The organism is Rhodococcus sp. NPDC055024 (genome assembly GCF_053608585.1).
Genome location: NZ_JBSGVT010000028.1, coordinates 1 through 16,569 on the forward strand (window position 1 = coordinate 1; position 16,569 = coordinate 16,569).

General features: G+C 62.8%; 12 protein-coding genes. 5 read left to right on the forward strand and 7 right to left on the reverse strand.

What is annotated here, in order from left to right:
• Window positions 1-12: 12 nt before the first annotated feature.
• The 3 genes from ACWF6P_RS31020 to ACWF6P_RS31030 all read right to left on the reverse strand — a co-directional run bounded on the left by ACWF6P_RS31020 (window position 13) and on the right by ACWF6P_RS31030 (window position 3,744).
• A complete protein-coding gene (locus ACWF6P_RS31020; protein WP_452623607.1) occupies window positions 13-2,046 on the reverse strand; it encodes a prolyl oligopeptidase family serine peptidase in 2,034 nt (677 codons plus the stop codon).
• Between the two features lie 12 nt (window positions 2,047-2,058).
• Window positions 2,059-2,673 carry a GNAT family N-acetyltransferase gene (locus ACWF6P_RS31025; RefSeq protein WP_378447853.1) on the reverse strand — a complete coding sequence of 205 codons (615 nt, stop codon included), beginning with the start codon at window positions 2,671-2,673 and terminating at the stop codon, window positions 2,059-2,061.
• A gap of 63 nt (window positions 2,674-2,736) precedes the next feature.
• A complete protein-coding gene (locus tag ACWF6P_RS31030; protein ID WP_378447852.1) occupies window positions 2,737-3,744 on the reverse strand; it encodes an iron-siderophore ABC transporter substrate-binding protein in 1,008 nt (335 codons plus the stop codon).
• A 120-nt stretch (window positions 3,745-3,864) separates the two neighbouring features.
• Between ACWF6P_RS31030 and ACWF6P_RS31035 the strand changes: the two genes are divergently transcribed.
• Window positions 3,865-6,174 (forward strand): FdhF/YdeP family oxidoreductase, encoded by a 2,310-nt coding sequence (locus ACWF6P_RS31035; RefSeq protein ID WP_452623608.1) that lies wholly within the window; start codon window positions 3,865-3,867, stop codon window positions 6,172-6,174.
• A 1-nt stretch (window position 6,175) separates the two neighbouring features.
• On the forward strand, window positions 6,176-7,045 hold the full coding sequence (fdhD, locus tag ACWF6P_RS31040; RefSeq protein WP_347874108.1) for a formate dehydrogenase accessory sulfurtransferase FdhD: 870 nt from the start codon (window positions 6,176-6,178) through the stop codon (window positions 7,043-7,045).
• Here fdhD and ACWF6P_RS31045 read toward each other — a convergent pair.
• The 3 genes from ACWF6P_RS31045 to aroQ are packed head-to-tail and all read right to left on the reverse strand — an operon-like array spanning window position 6,996 to window position 10,233.
• Window positions 6,996-8,909 carry a TIM barrel protein gene (locus ACWF6P_RS31045; protein ID WP_452623609.1) on the reverse strand — a complete coding sequence of 638 codons (1,914 nt, stop codon included), beginning with the start codon at window positions 8,907-8,909 and terminating at the stop codon, window positions 6,996-6,998. The two genes, fdhD and ACWF6P_RS31045, sit on opposite strands and share 50 nt — an antisense overlap.
• Window positions 8,906-9,784: a shikimate dehydrogenase gene (locus tag ACWF6P_RS31050; protein ID WP_452623610.1), complete on the reverse strand. Its 879-nt coding sequence runs from the start codon at window positions 9,782-9,784 to the stop codon at window positions 8,906-8,908. The genes ACWF6P_RS31045 and ACWF6P_RS31050 overlap by 4 nt, the downstream gene beginning before the upstream one ends.
• On the reverse strand, window positions 9,784-10,233 hold the full coding sequence (gene aroQ / locus ACWF6P_RS31055; RefSeq protein WP_378447847.1) for a type II 3-dehydroquinate dehydratase: 450 nt from the start codon (window positions 10,231-10,233) through the stop codon (window positions 9,784-9,786). Before aroQ ends, ACWF6P_RS31050 begins: the two co-directional genes overlap by 1 nt.
• Window positions 10,234-10,359: 126 nt before the next feature.
• On the opposite strand from aroQ, the gene ACWF6P_RS31060 reads away from it, so the two are divergent.
• The 3 genes from ACWF6P_RS31060 to ACWF6P_RS31070 all read left to right on the forward strand — a co-directional run bounded on the left by ACWF6P_RS31060 (window position 10,360) and on the right by ACWF6P_RS31070 (window position 14,868).
• The gene (locus ACWF6P_RS31060) at window positions 10,360-11,034 is read left to right on the forward strand and encodes a TetR/AcrR family transcriptional regulator (protein WP_378447846.1); all 675 of its coding nucleotides are present in this window, start codon (window positions 10,360-10,362) and stop codon (window positions 11,032-11,034) included.
• Window positions 11,035-11,105: 71 nt separating this feature from the next.
• Complete coding sequence (locus ACWF6P_RS31065) at window positions 11,106-13,328, forward strand: glycoside hydrolase family 3 C-terminal domain-containing protein (protein WP_452623611.1); 2,223 nt, start codon at window positions 11,106-11,108, stop codon at window positions 13,326-13,328.
• Window positions 13,329-13,530: 202 nt separating this feature from the next.
• On the forward strand, window positions 13,531-14,868 hold the full coding sequence (locus ACWF6P_RS31070) for an MFS transporter (protein WP_230814005.1): 1,338 nt from the start codon (window positions 13,531-13,533) through the stop codon (window positions 14,866-14,868).
• An 84-nt stretch (window positions 14,869-14,952) separates the two neighbouring features.
• Here the strand turns inward: ACWF6P_RS31070 and clpX are convergent, their stop codons facing one another.
• Window positions 14,953-16,233, reverse strand: a complete 1,281-nt coding sequence (gene clpX, locus ACWF6P_RS31075) for an ATP-dependent Clp protease ATP-binding subunit ClpX (RefSeq protein ID WP_003944582.1) — start codon at window positions 16,231-16,233, stop codon at window positions 14,953-14,955.
• Window positions 16,234-16,569 lie beyond the last annotated feature (336 nt).

A 16,569-nucleotide genomic window follows, 5' to 3' on the forward strand; every position in this document is an offset into this window, starting at 1 on the left:
GGCACGCGCAGTTCAGCCCAGAATTTCCGGCAGCGCGACATCTTCCCCGAGAATGTGCTCGGAGAGGAACGCGGTGACCACCTCGTACCAGATCTTGGTGTGCTGAGGCTTGAGCACCCAGTGATTCTCGTCCGGGAAGTACAGGAAGCGATGATCCGTTTTCCCGTCGTCGTCGGCGGGCAGACCTGACTCTGCAAGGAGTTCGTACCAGAGCCGCAAGCCCTCACCGATCGGAACCCGATAGTCCTTGTCGCCGTGGATCACCAGCATCGGCGTGGTGATGTCTGCGACGTACAGATGCGGTGAGTTCTCGACGGCCATCTCGGGCGACATCTCGCGCTGCCAGTACCAAGCAGCGTCCGTGGTCGGGCCGAATTGGTCCAGTGCCCAGAGGCTTGCGTGGGTGACGATCGCGTCGAAACGGTTGGTATGGCCGGCGATCCAGTTGGCCATGTATCCGCCGAACGAACCACCCATCGCGCCTGTCCGCTTGGGGTCGATCTCGGGCTGCGCGACGGCAGCATCGGTGATCGCCATCAGATCGGTGAAGGGCGCCTTGCCCCACTGACCCCACCCGCGCTGAACGAAGTCCTGCCCGTATCCGGTCGAGAGCGCGGGATCGGGCAGCAGCACGGCGTAGCCCTTGGCGACGAGCAGCCACGGATTCCACCGCCAGGACCAGGTGTTCCACGAACCGAGGGGCCCGCCGTGGACCCAGAGAAGCAACGGCACCGGTGCGTGCGGCGCGGCGCCGGTCGGCAGCGCCAACCAGCTACGCACCGTCGAACCGTCCTCGGCGCGCGCAGTGATCTCGGTCAGCGTTCCCGGCAGCTCCGGCAACGGGTCGGGTCCACGAAGTGCGGTGATCTCACCTGATCGAAGATCCACCCGCACCACGTGCGGGGGCGCTTCGTACGAAGCCCGCAACGCGAAAATCGACTCGCCGTCCGGCGCCACTCGAACATCGGTGTACGCCGCGTCGTCGGCTGTCAGGCGAACCGGTTGGCCCCACAGGTCGATCGTGAAGATCGGACCGCGGCCGCCGTCGTCAGCGGTGACCACCAGCCCGGATCCGTCGGGTAACCAGGCCAGGGAGGTAGGCCAGCGATCCCAGCCGTCGGCGACGCCGGTCACGGCACCGGATCCGAAGTCGTAGAGCTGCAGAGTCATTCGTGGTGCGGACTCCGGCGTGGTGAGTGTCTCCCGGATGAACGCGAGCTTGGTTCCGTCCGGCGAGAGCACCGGGTTGTAGACGTCCGCGTCGGCCTCGTCGACGAGGGTGGTTCGGTCGCCGGTCACCGTGTCGATCCGAACCAACGTCGATCGGCGAGCCGCACTCGGATCGCCGACAGTCCACGTCGTCACGACGAAGAGACCGTCGTCGGAGATCGTGGTCGACGTCTCTCGCAGCGCCGCGCCTGCAGTTGGCGTGATGTCTCGCAATTCGACGGATTCCTTCGAATCCGTCTCAGCCACAACCAGATGCGGATGATCGGGGCCCAGGTCGTGGTCCCAGTGCCGCACCGGATAGCCGGTGTGCAGCACCGCCGTGACCTTCTTGTCCTTGCGCGCCGATCGCACCTGATCGTCCTGGTCGAGACTGATCGCCGAAGCCATGACCGACGTCTGGGCCACGAACGTCGGCGCCGCCTTGGCCGCTGATACCGACGAGACGCCACCGGGACGTGAGATCAGTAGCTGAGCTTCTCCGCCCGCCGCAGGTAGACGCCACAGTGCGGGTTGCGGATCACTCTCGCCCGGCACCGCTCGCGTGGCGGTGAAGAGCACGTCGCCGTCGAACGCGAAGGCAGCACCGGACTCGCTGGTCGAACCCCAGGTCAACCGGCGCGCAGGACGTCGACCTTCCGGGTCGATCTCCCACAACGAGGACACGTATTCGGCGCTCTTGTCGTCGAGAACTGCGCGCGCGCAGATGAGCAGCGAGCCGTCTGGTGACAACACCAGGCCGGACAACCTGGCCAGAGCGATGTAGTCGTCGAGTTCGTCGAACGGTGTGCCTGCGTGGAGCTCGGGAATCTGGGTCACCACTAGTTGGTATCACGCGCCCCGCGGTTGACGCATCATTGCGTAGATCGTCGGCCCGCCGCCCGGCATGACGATGTCGCGGGTCACTTCGAAACCGAAGCGGTTGTAGTACGGGATGTTCGATTCCTTGCTGCTCTCGAGGTAAGCGTCGACATGTTCACGGTCGCAACGCTCCAACCGGGAGTTCAGCAGCGCTTTGCCGTATCCCCCACCTCGAGCTGCACTGCCGGTCCCGACAGTCGCGAGATACCAGTGCGGCGAATTCGGATGTGCTCCTTCGAGAACGGAGCTGACCTCGGCCGCATGTCGCAATCCGCTGCCGAAGACACGCACCATTGCGGGCAAGCTCATGAGCCCGGAGATCCACGACTGCTTCCATCGCCCCGGCGGATCCCACAGAGTTGCCCCGCCGATCACGCCGTTGTCATCGGTGGCCACCTCGACACCGCCACCGGCTAGGTGGTGGTAACGAGCTTCTGCGGCAAACAGTTTCGTCAGACGATCAGCCCTGGTGGCTTCGTTCGGCAACATCCACGCCATCAAAGGATCGTCCTCGAACGCCTCGGCCAACACCGCCGACAGTGCTGGAACATCGGATCGGACAGCCGGCCGCACGTGTACACCCATGAGGCGAGAGTACCGCCGACTGTCCGAATCCCCGGTGCTTGAACCGAGCTGTCCGTGAACCGATCAGACGAGCAAGCCCGCAATCCGCGGCGGAATCTGTTCGAGCGCGTACGGCAGGCTCAGTACGGTGCTCCACGTCATGGCTTCGGCAGCAGCGTCTTCCAGGATGATCGCGCGGCCGTCCTTCACGACGTCGAGTTCCTGGTAGATCGGGGTCTTGTCCAATTCCGCACGAAGCTTGTCGCCGTAACCACCACCGGCGTACCAGACGAGTACGTCGACGTCGGCAAGAGAGAGTTGCTCGGTGCTGATCTCGGCGAAGTTACCCGTGATCTGATCGGTGACAGGCGGATTCACGAATCCGAGTTCGGTGAAGAACCGCACCTTGGGGTCTTCCGGTCCGTAGACCCCGAACTGCCCCGGCCCCTTCAACGCGCCAACCAGAACAGTCTTGCCCGCAAACGCCGGATTGGCCGTCTTCACGTCGGCGAACTTCTCCTCGACGCCGGCGATCAGTTCGGTGGCCTTTCCCTGCTGCCCCAATGCCTCGCCGATGACGGTCGTCTGGTTCTGCCAGGGGATTCCGTAATCCGCGAACTCCTTCGGCTGTGCCACTGTCGGCGCGATGGCACTGAGTTTGTCGTACTGCGCCTGAGTGAGCCCGGAGTAGGTGCCCACAATGAGGTCGGGTGTCACGGAGGCGACCTTCTCGATCTGAATGGTGGTGCCCGCGGTTCCGATGATCTCCGGAGTCGACCCGTTCAGCAGAGGTTGCGCCCACGGCCACACACCCGAGGGGTAGTCGCCGTACCAGTCGAAGGTTCCGACCAAGGTCCCGCCGAGCGCGAGAATCGCATCCTGATCGTTGTATCCGACACTGACGATCCGCTGCGGATCCTTCGGCAGTTCGGTGGTACCGAACTTGTGTGTGATCGATCCCGCAGTATCACCGCTGGGGGGCGTGTCCTCGTCGTTCGAACTGGAGCAGGCTGCGGCGAATGCCAGCAACGCTCCCGACGTGCCGATCAGAAATCCGCGCCGGGTCAGCCGACCTGCGTCCGTTCGATCCATGTTCTTACCCCTTATGTCCGCTGGTTCGGTAGGTAAGGCTAGCCGATGAATGTCGCATTCCGGCGAGTTCGACCGGGCCATTCGATGGCAGTACCGGCTCGTTCGGGCCACTATGGAGACATGACGCGCCAGGGCCCCTCGAAAGACATCGACGAATCGGATCTCGAAGTCACGCATCCCAAGGACTACGCCGCCGGAGTACCGGCCGTCCTGGTGTCGCTGCAACGCGGAATCGAGCAGATGGGGGCCTTGCGGACCGCCCGAACGCTCACCAGGCTCAACCAGCGTCACGGCTTCGACTGCCCGGGGTGCGCATGGCCGGAGACTCCCGGACATCGCAAGCCCGCCGAGTTCTGCGAGAACGGCGCGAAGGCTGTTGCCGAGGAAGCAACGCTTCGCACCGTCACACCCGAGTTCTTCGCGGAGCACTCGATCGCCGACCTCGAAGGCAAGACCGATTACTGGCTCGGGCAGCAGGGCCGACTGACGCACCCGATGGTTCTGACGCCGGGCGCAACCCACTATCAGCCGATCGACTGGGACGGCGCGTACGCACTGATCGCCGAACATCTGAACGGCCTCGCGTCGCCGGACGAGGCGGTGTTCTACACCTCCGGTCGCACTTCCAACGAAGCAGCTTTTCTCTACCAGTTGATGATTCGGAGCTACGGCACCAACAACATGCCCGACTGTTCCAACATGTGTCACGAGTCGTCCGGGAGCGCACTGACCGAATCCATCGGCATCGGCAAAGGTTCGGTGACCGTCCCCGACCTCGAGAACGCCGATCTCATCCTCATCGCCGGGCAGAATCCCGGCACCAACCACCCTCGAATGCTCTCGACGCTGGAGAAGGCAAAGGGCAACGGCGCCAAGATCATTGCCGTCAATCCCCTGCCCGAAGCGGGATTGCGACGGTTCAAGGATCCGCAGACGGTGTCCGGCGTGATCGGGCACGGAGTCGAGATCGCGGACGAGTTCCTGCAGATCCGGCTGGGCGGAGACATGGCGCTGTTCCAGGGCCTGGGGAAGCTGCTGCTCGAACAGGAAGATCGCGCTCCCGGCACCGTCGTCGATCGCGCATTCGTCGACCGGTACTGCGCCGGTTGGGACGAGTACGAGAAGCACATCCGCGCAGTCGATCTCGACACCGTGATCGAAGCGACGGGCCTGTCGATGACGCAACTCGAGGAAACAGCCGCCGCCCTGGCCCGATCCGAACGAACCGTCACCTGCTGGGCCATGGGCATCACTCAGCACACACACGGAGTCGCCACCATCGAGGAAGCGGTCAACCTGTTGCTCATGCGCGGGATGATGGGCAAACCAGGTGCAGGCGTCTGCCCCGTGCGAGGACACTCCAACGTCCAGGGTGACCGCACGATGGGCATCTGGGAGAAGATGCCGGAAGAGTTCCTGGCCGCGCTCGACACCGAGTTCTCGATCTCGAGCCCCCGCAAGCACGGTTGGGACACCGTCGACGCGATCCGCGCCATGAACGCCGGCAAGGCAAGCTTCTTCATGGCGATGGGCGGCAACTTCATCCAGGCCAGCCCGGACACCGCGGCCACCGAAACGGCATTGCGCCAGTGCGAACTCACCGTGCAGGTTTCCACCAAGCTGAATCGCAGTCACGTGGTCCACGGGCAGACCGCGATCATCCTCCCCACCCTCGGACGCACCGACCTCGACGTCCAAGCCGGCGGAAAGCAGCTTGTCTCCGTGGAGGATTCGATGTCCATGGTGCACCTGTCCCGCGGACGCCTCACACCGGTCAGCCCCTACCTGCGCAGTGAAGTCGCCATCATCTGCCAACTCGCCCGCGAACTACTCGGCAGCGATCACTCCGTCCGCTGGTCGGCTTTCGAGGGCAACTACGACCTGATTCGCGATTCCATCTCGCGGGTGGTGCCAGGCTGCGAAAACTACAACACCCGCGTCCGTGAGCCCGACGGATTCCAGCTCCCCCACCCACCACGTGACTCGCGCGAATTCCGCACGCACACCGGCAAAGCCAACTTCGGCGTGAACGACCTGCACTGGATACCCACCCCTCGTGGCCGTCTGATTCTGCAGACCATGCGAAGCCACGACCAGTACAACACCACGATCTACGGCCTCGACGACAGATACCGCGGCATCAAGGGTGGACGCAAAGTCATCCTCGTCAATGCCGAAGACATCACCGCACTCGGATTCCGCGACGGCGATCTGGTCGACATCGTGTCCGAGTGGACAACCCCAGACGGCACTCTCGAAGAGCGTCGGGTCACGGAGTTCCGCATCGTCTCCTACGACACCCCCCGCGGTAATGCGGCGGCGTACTACCCCGAGACGAATCCCCTCGTTCCCCTCGAACACGTTGCAGCCAAGTCGAACACACCGGTCTCGAAGGCAGTCACCGTTCGACTCGAAGCATCAGGCGTCTGAGATGGGACGAGTCACCACACGAACACCGGTCGTTCGAATCTCGGGCGATCGGGTCGTCACGCGCCCCGACACGCTGGCCGTCGAGGAACCACTCGAAATGAGGGTCGGCGGCCAGGTGCTGGCCGTGACGATGCGAACACCCGGCAACGACGTCGACCTCGTACACGGATTCCTCCTCAGCGAAGGCGTCATCGCCACCCGCGACGACGTGAGCGTCGTCCGCTACTGCGACGGCGTCGACGACACCGGTGCGAACACGTACAACGTCCTCGACATCGCTCTCGCTCCCGGAGTGCCGTTGCCCGATCACACCACCGACCGCAACACCGTGGTCAGTTCCGCGTGCGGAGTGTGCGGCAAGACCTCACTCGACGCCGTCCGGACCACGACGCGTCATCCGTTGGTCGGTGACACCACTTCCGTCACCTCCACCACCCTGTCGGCCATGCCGGTCACGCTGCGGGAGAGCCAACGGATCTTCGAACGCACCGGCGGCCTGCACGCGGCCGGATTGTTCACCGCCACCGGCGAACTCCTGGCACTGCGCGAGGACGTCGGCCGTCACAACGCGGTCGACAAGGTGATCGGGTGGGCAATCACCGACGGCCGAGTGCCCCTGTACGACACGATCTTGATCGTCAGCGGTCGGGCGTCGTTCGAACTCGTCCAGAAGGCCGTCATGGCCGGCATTCCGATCCTCGGAGCCGTCTCCGCGCCGTCCTCACTGGCGGTGGAACTAGCGCAGGAGTCCGGGCTGACTCTCGCCGGTTTCATCCGCGGCGATTCGATGAACGTCTACTCGCACCCGCACCGAGTCGAGGTCACGTCGAACTCGCACGCAGCTGAGCCGACAGTCGCACAGCGGAGTTGACCTCCCCGTAGCCCTCGTACCCACCCACTCGCTGCACGACCTCGAAGAACAGGTCTCCCCCGACGGTCGGGGTGAACAGGTGGAAGAACTCACCGTGAGCATCCGCGTCGTAAAGGATTCCGGCGCTACGCATACGGTCGAGCAGTTCGGCATTCAGTCCGAAACGCGCGTCGAGATCGTCGTAGTAGTTCGGGGAAATAGGTAGCGGCACAAAGCCCCAGTCCTGCATCGACGCGGCAGCACCGAAGATATTCTCACACGCGAAGGCGACGTGACTGACGCCGCCGCGGCGAACAGTCGGCAGCCCGCTTCGACTGCCCTCCACCATGTTCAGCGAGATGCGCAGGGCCTGTCCGTCGCCGTCTTGAACGAGCGTGAGCGCCTGGCTCCGCATGAGGCCGACGGAATCGGTGACGTCCTGCCCCTCGTGCGGGTGCATCTCGAACACCGACCGCAGGAGCAGCATGATGCCGTCCCAGCTCTCGGCCGGAACTGCAAGCGCCACATGGTCGATCCCGGTGAACACTGCGCCCTGTTCACGATTGCGCTCGGCGGGTAGCGGATAGATCTCGAATGCCGATTCCCACGCCGCAGCACTGCCAGGGCCCCGAAGGTCGATCGACGTCGCGTCGGTGACCTTCAGACGTACGACGTCCGGTACCTCGGAGTTCTCGTCACTCGATCCCGGCAACTGCACTCGCGTCGCCGGTACTTCGAGAGCCAGCGCTCGCTCACCCCACACTTCAGGTTCGGTTGCCCGGATGCCGATCTGAGTCAGAACCGGTAGATCCGCAGGCAGCCCGGGCGCCGTCCACACCGTGCCCGCAGTCGCGTCCACGGCAACGGTGAGCGATCCGTGCCGCCACAACTGCAAATCGTGGTCGTGGTGCCGCCCGAGAAGGTGAAAACCTAGGCGGGAGAGCATCGTGTGCACCTGGTCCTGCTTAGCTGGTCCCGCCGCGATTCGCAGAGACACGATTCCTTCGAGCGGCGTGCGCTCCGGGGCGGTGAACAGCGTGGGTCCACCGGCGGCCGGGTTCGCGGCAGCGACCTGTTCTTCGAGGTGGAGCAGCGACCGATGAGCGTCGATTGCCGTTCGCTGGGTGTCGGCGCGACGGAATACGTCGTTGAAGATCTCGAGCGACCACGGTCCGTCGTAGCCCGTGGCGTAGACGTGCTGAGCAAAAGCACTCAGATCGAAACTGCCCTGCCCCGGGAAGTTTCGGTGGTGCCGGCTCCACTGCAGGATGTCCATCGCCAAGAACGGTGCGTCCGCCAACTGGAGGAAGAAAATCTTCTCGCCCGGAATCTCGCGAATTCCGGCGGGATCGTCACCGCGCGAGAGGATGTGGAAGCTGTCCAGACAGGTTCCGAGCGAAGGATGGTCGACCCCTTCGACGATCTTCCATGCGTGGCCGTAGGTGTTGACGTGGGCTCCCCACGCGAGCGCCTCGTACGCAACTTTCTTGCCGTGCTCGGACGCCAATTCGGCGAGAGCTCCGAACTGCTCCGTCAACTGACCGTCGTCGTGACTCGCGGTCGGTAGGGGCGAGGAGCACACCAGGAGCGTCTCGCATCCCAGCTGATCCATCAGCTCGAATTTGCGTTGCACTCGAACAAGATTCCGAGCAAATTGGCGTTCGTCCACCGTGTCGAAGTCACGGAACGGCTGATACAGATCGAGGGTGAGTCCCAGATCCGCTGCCCTCGTTCGCAATTCCTTCGGGGACCACGGCGAAGCAACAAAATCCGGCTCGAACACCTCGAAGCCGTCGAAGCCGGCGGCCGCGATGGCGTCGAGCTTCTCCTCGAGAGTGCCGCTCAGCGATACCGTCGCGATCGACGTCCGAACCGGGGCACTCACAGCGCTGCCGCAGTCTGCTCGCCGTGCACCAGTTCGGTCATGTGAGCGAGCATCCGCTTGCTGTCAGGCTCGATGCCCGTGAAGATCCGGAATGCGTCGACGGCCTGGAAGACAGTCATTCCGCCTCCGCTGAGCGTCGGCGCGCCGATCAACCTGGCCTGACGCAACAGTTCCGTTTCGAGCGGGCGGTAGACGATTTCCGCCACCCACAGATCAGGGCGGAGCAGATCCGGGGAGAAGGCCATTCCGGGATGGGCCGCCATTCCCATCGGTGTCGCGTGGATCAATCCATTTGCGTTGCCGAGCGCTTCGGCGAGGTCGCTCGTGTGTCGCGCCTGGACTACCTGCGCCGGGAACTGGCGCGCGAAGGCATCCGCGAGTTCTTCCGCGCGAGCCAGGCTCGAATCGACCAACGTCAGCGTCCCGACGCCGCGGGTGAGCGCGGCATAGGCAACCGCCGCACCTGCTCCGCCCGCACCGAGCTGCACGACGCGATCGAGCTGCGCACCGGGTAGCCCCTCGTCGAAATTCCGTCCGAAGCCCGACCAATCGGTGTTGTGTCCGATCGCCTTGCCGGAGTCGAAGAGGACCGTATTCACTGCGCCGAGTTTGTCTGCGTCCGGCGAGAGCTCGTCGAGGTGCTCGATCACCAACTGCTTGCACGGGTGAGTGATGTTGAGGCCGCGGAACCCGAAACGTCGTGCATAGGTGAGAAGTTCACCGATGTCCGAGGGCGCCATCCCCATCGCGTCGAGATCGAGGATGCGGTAAACGTACGGCAAGCCCTGTCTGCGCCCTTCTTCCTCGTGCATGATCGGAGTCAAGGAGGCTCCGATGCCGGTACCGATCAGACCGCAGAGGATCGAATCACTCATCAGTTCTTCCCTTCTCGAATGCAGACGAATTCGACTGCGGCGCTGTAACCGTCGATCCCCAACCCGCAGATGACCGCGTCGGCGATCCCGGACACGTAGGAGTGGTGACGGAATTCTTCGCGGCCGTGGATGTTGCTGATATGCACCTCCACCACGGGAGCGTCGAGTGTGACCAGTGCGTCTCGCAACGCAACGGAGGTATGCGAATACCCACCGGGATTGATGACGATGCCCGCGACTCTTCCTCTGGCCTCGTGGATCCAATCGATCAGTTGACCCTCGTGGTTCGACTGCTTTGCTTCGACCACCGCTCCGAACTTCTGGGCCGCAACTTCGCAGCGGGAAACGACGTCGTCCAGGGTGTCCGTCCCGTAGAACTCCGGTTGCCGCTGGCCCAACAAATTCAAGTTGGGTCCGTTGAGGACCAGAACCGGCAGAGATGGAGTCATCAGGGCACCTCGGTGTTGACGTTCGAAGCTAATGTACGAACTAGTGAGTTAGTTCACTGGACGTTACTCCCCCGACGCGAACTCGACAAGCAAAGTCGACAAACTCCTGACAGATAGAGTGAGCACATGGTTTCCGAGCAGTCAGTGAACTCCGTGGCGTCGAAGCCGGAGAAGCGACGCCGAAACAGTGATCTGACCAGGGTGAACATCATCGCCGTCGCCACCGAGGAGTTTGCCGACAAGGGCTTCGCCGGCGCCCGGGTGGACGAGATCGCAACCAAGACGCACACCACCAAGCGGATGATCTACTACTACTTCACCGACAAGGAAGGACTGTACAAATCAGTCCTCGAACACGCGTACAGCGTGATTCGTGCGCAGGAGCGTGAACTCGACCTCGAGGGATTGAACCCCACCGCAGCAGTGCGCGCCTTGGCCGAACTGACCTTCGACCACCACGAACAGCACCCGAACTTCATTCGGCTGGTGGCAAACGAGAACATGCTCCGCGGCGAGCACATCGAGAAATCCGAACTACTCAGCGGCCTCGGCGCACCCGCCGCCGACCTGGTCTCGCAGATCCTCCACGACGGGCAGCACGCAGGGGTATTCCGATCCGACGTCGATGCTCTCGATATTCACATGTTGATCAGCAGTTACTGCGTCTTCCGCATCGCCAACCGGTACACGTTCAAAGCGCTCTTCGACCGTGATCTGACCGACTCGACTCATCGCGAACATCTCCGAACGATGCTCGGCGACATGGTTGTTGCGTTCCTGACCTCACCGACGCCGTCCTGACCCACCCCGAAGTCCGAAAAATCCCCCTACGGTGGTGAGTGGAACTCACAGCTGCCACCGGGAGGAATGACGTGACCGAGAACTACGTAGACGGGCTTTCACTCGAGGAGAAGGCGTCGTTGACGTCCGGCTCGGATTTCTGGCACAGCCAGTCCGTTGCCGGAATCGACTCGATATTGCTGACCGACGGTCCGCACGGAGTCCGGAAACAACCCGAGGGTGGCGACGCACTCGGACTCGGCCACAGCATTCCCGCGACATGTTTTCCACCGGCAGTCGGGTTGGGCTCGTCGTGGAACCTCGACCTCATCCGCCAGGTCGGTGAGGCTCTGGGCGACGAAGCCAAAGCCGAACAGGTCTCGGTTCTCCTCGGTCCCGGTATCAACATCAAACGATCCCCGTTGTGCGGCCGGAATTTCGAGTACGTCTCCGAGGACCCATTCCTCTCCGGCCGCGTCGCCGCAGCGCTGATCACCGGCATCCAGTCTCGCGGCGTCGGAACCTCGCTCAAGCACTTCGCTGCCAACAACCAAGAGCACGACCGGATGAGAGTCAGCGCCGACGTCGACGAACGGACGCTGCGCGAGATCTATCTGGCCGGATTCGAGTACGCCGTCAAGACCGCGGCCCCGACGACGGTCATGTGCGCGTACAACAAGATCAACGGTGTGTACTCGAGCCAGAACCATTGGCTGCTCACCGAGGTGCTCCGCGAGCAGTGGGGCTTCGACGGCCTCGTCGTTTCGGACTGGGGAGCGGTCAACGATCGCGTGGCGGCACTCGCCGCCGGCCTCGATCTGGAAATGCCGCCGACCGGAACCGATACCCAGATCGTCGACGCCGTGCGCGGCGGAGACCTGGACGAATCCGTACTCAACACCGCAGCCGAACGCCTGTCGACGCTGGTGAAACGCACCGCCGCCGCACGCACCGAAGGCCACACGTACGACGTCGCACGTCACCACGAGTTGGCTCGGACCGCGGCGGGGGAGTCCGCTGTTCTCCTTGCTAACGACGGCGAATTACTGCCGCTGACGCCCGGCGGGCAAACCGTCGCGGTGATCGGCGAATTCGCGTGCAGCCCGCGATATCAAGGTGCAGGCAGTTCACAGGTGGTTCCGACCCGACTCGACAATGCCTTGGACGCGATCCTCGACCTCGAAGGCGCCGACCGCGTCACCTTCGCACCGGGCTTCACCTTCGACGGCACTCCGGACGACGACATGGTCACCGAAGCTGTCGACGCTGCGCGCCGCGCTGACGTCGCCGTGCTCTTCCTCGGACTACCGTCCGCCACCGAATCCGAAGGGTTCGACCGAACCGACATCGAGTTGCCCGCCGACCAGATTGCCCTGTTGGAAGCGGTGCACGGTGCGAACCCGAACACCGTCGTCGTGCTCTCCAACGGCGGCGTGATTTCGATCGAGCCTTGGAAGGATCATGCCGCCGCAATCCTCGAGGGTTGGCTACTCGGCCAGGCCGGCGGCTCTGCGATCGCCGATCTGCTGTTCGGCATCACCAATCCGTCCGGTCGACTCACGGAGACCATTCCGCTTCGGCTCCAAGACAATCCGTCGTTTCTGCATTTCCCCGGATCACAGCAGCACGTGCGATACGGCGAAGGACTGTACGTCGGGTACCGCTACTACGACTCCGCGCTGCGTGAGGTGGCGTACCCGTTCGGATTCGGGCTGAGCTACACCACCTTCGACATCACCGACACTGCTGTCGACGCCGGCGAGAACTCCGCCGACGTGACCGTCACCGTGCGCAACAGCGGCGATCGAGCGGGCAGCACCGTCGTTCAGGTCTACGTTCACGACGCCTCGGAAGGCGTCGACCGTCCCGCGCAGGAATTGAAGGGATTTGCCAAGATCCACCTCGACGCCGACGAATCTGCGACTGTGACCATCACGCTCGATACCAGGGCATTTGCCTACTGGTCCATATCGGCGCAGGACTGGGCGATCGAACCCGGCGACTACGAGATCCGCGTCGGCTTCTCGTCTCGGGACATCGCGACCACCGACACGATCACTCTGGCCGGAAACGTCGGCGTCGGCACGCTCGACGCCATGTCGACGATCGGTGAATGGCTCGCCCATCCCGTCGGCAGTGCCGTTCTCGGCGCCGCCATGTCTGCCGCGGCAGGCGAAGGCGCGCAGTCGGTCAGCCCCGAAATGATGGCGCTCGCCGGTTCGATGCCGCTCGGAAAGCTCGCCACCTTCGGCCTCGGGATCACCGAGGAACAGGTGGAGCAGTTGGTGGCGGCCGCAGCGCAGCCGGCCTCCTGACCCCCTGAACTGCAGTTTCGACGTGTGATGTGTCCGCCGGTAGATTTTTATGAACTATTTGGTTAATAATCTTGTGTAGTTGCTGTGGCGTCGGTTACATTCCTTGTATCGCTCTCCGCACAGACGTTCTCAATACGAACACCGTTACGAACACAGTCAGCGGATGTAGAGCCTCCACGACGCTTCCACCCAGGAGATGAGCATGTCAGCTAGCACGGTTACACCGTCCGGCCCCGAGGCGGGATCCTTGGCCAGGCCGGACACGACCAAGGTCAAGCGCGCCGCAACGTCGTCGTTTCTCGGCAGCATGCTCGAGTACTACGACTTCTACATCTACGCCTCCGCCGCCGCGCTCATCTTCCCCACGGTGTTCTTCCCGGACAGCGGACATGCGGCACTGCTTTCGCTCGCCACATTCGGTGTCGCGTACGTCGCGCGCCCCCTCGGCGCAGTGGTCCTCGGTCATTTCGGTGACCGCGTCGGCCGCAAGAAGATCATGCTGCTCACGCTCATTCTGATGGGTGCAGCCACCTTCCTCATCGGATGTATTCCCAGCGCCGATTCGATCGGAGTTTTTGCACCGATACTTCTGGTCCTGATGAGAATCGCTCAAGGAATCTCCGCCGCGGGCGAACAGAGCGGTGCCAGCTCGCTGACCCTCGAGCATGCCCCCGAAGGTCGACGCGCGTTCTTCTGCAGTTGGACCCTCAACGGCACCCAGGCCGGCTTCATCCTCGCCAGCCTCGTATTCCTGCCCATCGCTGCACTCCCCGACGACATTCTCTACACGTGGGGCTGGCGAATCCCGTTCTGGGGCAGCCTGATCGTTCTGGTGGCGGCATACATCATGCGTCTCAAGCTCGAAGAGCCCGAAGAGTTCACCGAGCAGCAGGAATCCAAGACCGTCGCCAAATTGCCTGTCGCCGATCTTCTTCGCACCCACAGCGCAAATCTGATTCGCGTGATCTGCTGTGCTTTCATCGCCGTCGTCTCGACCATCTTCTCCGTCTTCGGACTCGCCTTCGCCACCACCGAAGAAGTGGGGATTCCGAAGTCGACCATGCTCTGGGTTGCCATCGCAGCCAACGCCGTGGCATTGCTCAGTCAGCCCGCCTGGGCGATGCTCTCCGACCGAATCGGTCGCAGGCCGCTGTTCATCGGCGGCGCCCTCGGTAGCGCCGTGTTCATCTACGTGTACTTCGGCGCAATCGCCAGCGGCAACGTTCCCCTGATCTTCCTCGCCGCAATCGGATTGATGTCCGTCTTCTACGCGGCCCCGAACGCCATCTGGCCGTCGTTCTACTCCGAGATGTTCAACACCAAGGTCCGCTACTCGGGCATCGCAATCGGAACCCAGGTCGGCTTCGCCCTCGCAGGCTTTGCCCCCGCCATCGGCAACGCCCTCATGGGCGGCGACAAGACACACTGGATGCCCGTCGCCATTCTGACTTCGGTGGCGTGCGTCATCTGCGCGATCTCGGCGTTCACCGCCAAGGAGACGTTCCGCACTCCCCTCAAGGAACTCGGCAACCCGATCTAGCCGAATACCCGACAAACATCCTGCACGAACGACTGTGGCCCGACATCTCGCGAGAGATGCCGGGCCACAGTCGTTTCAGAGTTTCTACGCCGTCTTGTCGCGACGCTCGCCACGTTCCGGCTTACGCGGAACGATGGTCGGAAGTACGTTGTCGTTGACGGTCTCCGCGGTGACAACCACCTTTTCGACATCGTCACGGCTGGGGATGTCGTACATCACCGGAAGGAGAACCTCTTCCATGATGGCGCGCAGGCCACGAGCACCGGTTCCACGCAAGATCGCCTGATCGGCGATCGCGTCGAGCGCCTCTTCGGTGAACTCGAGTTCGACGCCGTCCATGTCGAAGAGTCGACGGTACTGCTTGACGAGAGCGTTCTTCGGCTCCGACAAAATCTGAACGAGGGATTCCTTGTCGAGGTTGGTCACCGACGCGATCATCGGCAGTCGGCCGATGAACTCGGGGATCAGACCGAACTTGATCAAATCCTCCGGCATGACCTCGGCAAAACGATCGACCGTATCCAGTTCTGCCTTCGACCGAACCTCGGCGCCGAAACCGATACCGCGCTTGCCGACACGATCGGAGACGATCCGCTCGAGGCCTGCGAAAGCGCCCGCGACGATGAACAGCACATTCGTGGTGTCGATCTGGATGAATTCCTGGTGCGGGTGCTTACGGCCACCCTGCGGCGGGACACTCGCCTGCGTACCTTCGAGGATCTTCAGCAGCGCCTGCTGAACACCTTCACCGGACACGTCACGCGTGATCGACGGGTTCTCACTCTTGCGCGCGATCTTGTCGACCTCGTCGATGTAGATGATTCCGGTCTCGGCGCGCTTGACGTCGTAGTCCGCGGCCTGAATCAGCTTGAGCAGAATGTTCTCGACGTCCTCACCGACATAGCCGGCCTCGGTCAACGCCGTCGCGTCGGCGATGGCGAACGGGACGTTGAGCATCTTCGCGAGAGTCTGAGCGAGGTACGTCTTGCCGCAGCCGGTGGGGCCGAGCATCAAGATGTTGGATTTTGCGAGCTCAACCGTCTCACCCCGCGCATCACGGCCCTTGTCGCCGGCCTGGATGCGCTTGTAGTGGTTGTAGACGGCCACTGCCAGTGTCCGCTTGGCGGAGTCCTGACCGATGACGTAGTTCTCGAGGAATTCTCGGATCTCCGCAGGCTTGGGAAGCTCGTCGAGCTTGACCTCGCTCGACTCGGCCAATTCCTCTTCGATGATCTCGTTGCAGAGGTCGATGCACTCGTCGCAGATGTACACCCCGGGTCCTGCAATGAGCTTTTTGACCTGCTTCTGACTCTTACCGCAGAAAGAGCACTTGAGCAGATCCCCGCCGTCGCCGATGCGTGCCATCTCGTGAGGTCCCTACTTTCCTTCATGTACGTGCGCTCGCCGCCACTCGATCGGTCGAGATGCTCCGCAGTACGTCGGTAGTTGTCAGATCAGAGTTGTCAGATCAGACAAACTGATCAACAAACTGATCGAACAAATCTGGTCGAACAATCGCAGAACGCCGGTCGAGAACCAGCCCGTGAAGTGACGGTACCCGCAGATCCCGAACGGGGTCGACTTGTTCTCGGCGTTTCGCCCGCGGATAAAAAAGAAAAGTGCCGAGATTTCGGCCTGGCAAGCCTTCCACCTGGCACTTCTCGACGTGTCCGCCTCGTGTCGGGAATCGGGATACGGATC

What these genes read in the sequence shown, in the direction of transcription:
- fdhD (WP_347874108.1), top strand. Translation starts at nt 6,176, where the DNA reads ATGGGACGAGTCACCACACGAACACCGGTCGTTCGAATCTCGGGCGAT.
- clpX (WP_003944582.1), bottom strand. Translation starts at nt 16,233, where the DNA reads ATGGCACGCATCGGCGACGGCGGGGATCTGCTCAAGTGCTCTTTCTGC.
- ACWF6P_RS31025 (WP_378447853.1), bottom strand. Translation starts at nt 2,673, where the DNA reads ATGGGTGTACACGTGCGGCCGGCTGTCCGATCCGATGTTCCAGCACTG.
- aroQ (WP_378447847.1), bottom strand. Translation starts at nt 10,233, where the DNA reads ATGACTCCATCTCTGCCGGTTCTGGTCCTCAACGGACCCAACTTGAAT.
- ACWF6P_RS31060 (WP_378447846.1), top strand. Translation starts at nt 10,360, where the DNA reads ATGGTTTCCGAGCAGTCAGTGAACTCCGTGGCGTCGAAGCCGGAGAAG.
- ACWF6P_RS31035 (WP_452623608.1), top strand. Translation starts at nt 3,865, where the DNA reads ATGACGCGCCAGGGCCCCTCGAAAGACATCGACGAATCGGATCTCGAA.
- ACWF6P_RS31050 (WP_452623610.1), bottom strand. Translation starts at nt 9,784, where the DNA reads ATGAGTGATTCGATCCTCTGCGGTCTGATCGGTACCGGCATCGGAGCC.
- ACWF6P_RS31070 (WP_230814005.1), top strand. Translation starts at nt 13,531, where the DNA reads ATGTCAGCTAGCACGGTTACACCGTCCGGCCCCGAGGCGGGATCCTTG.
- ACWF6P_RS31030 (WP_378447852.1), bottom strand. Translation starts at nt 3,744, where the DNA reads ATGGATCGAACGGACGCAGGTCGGCTGACCCGGCGCGGATTTCTGATC.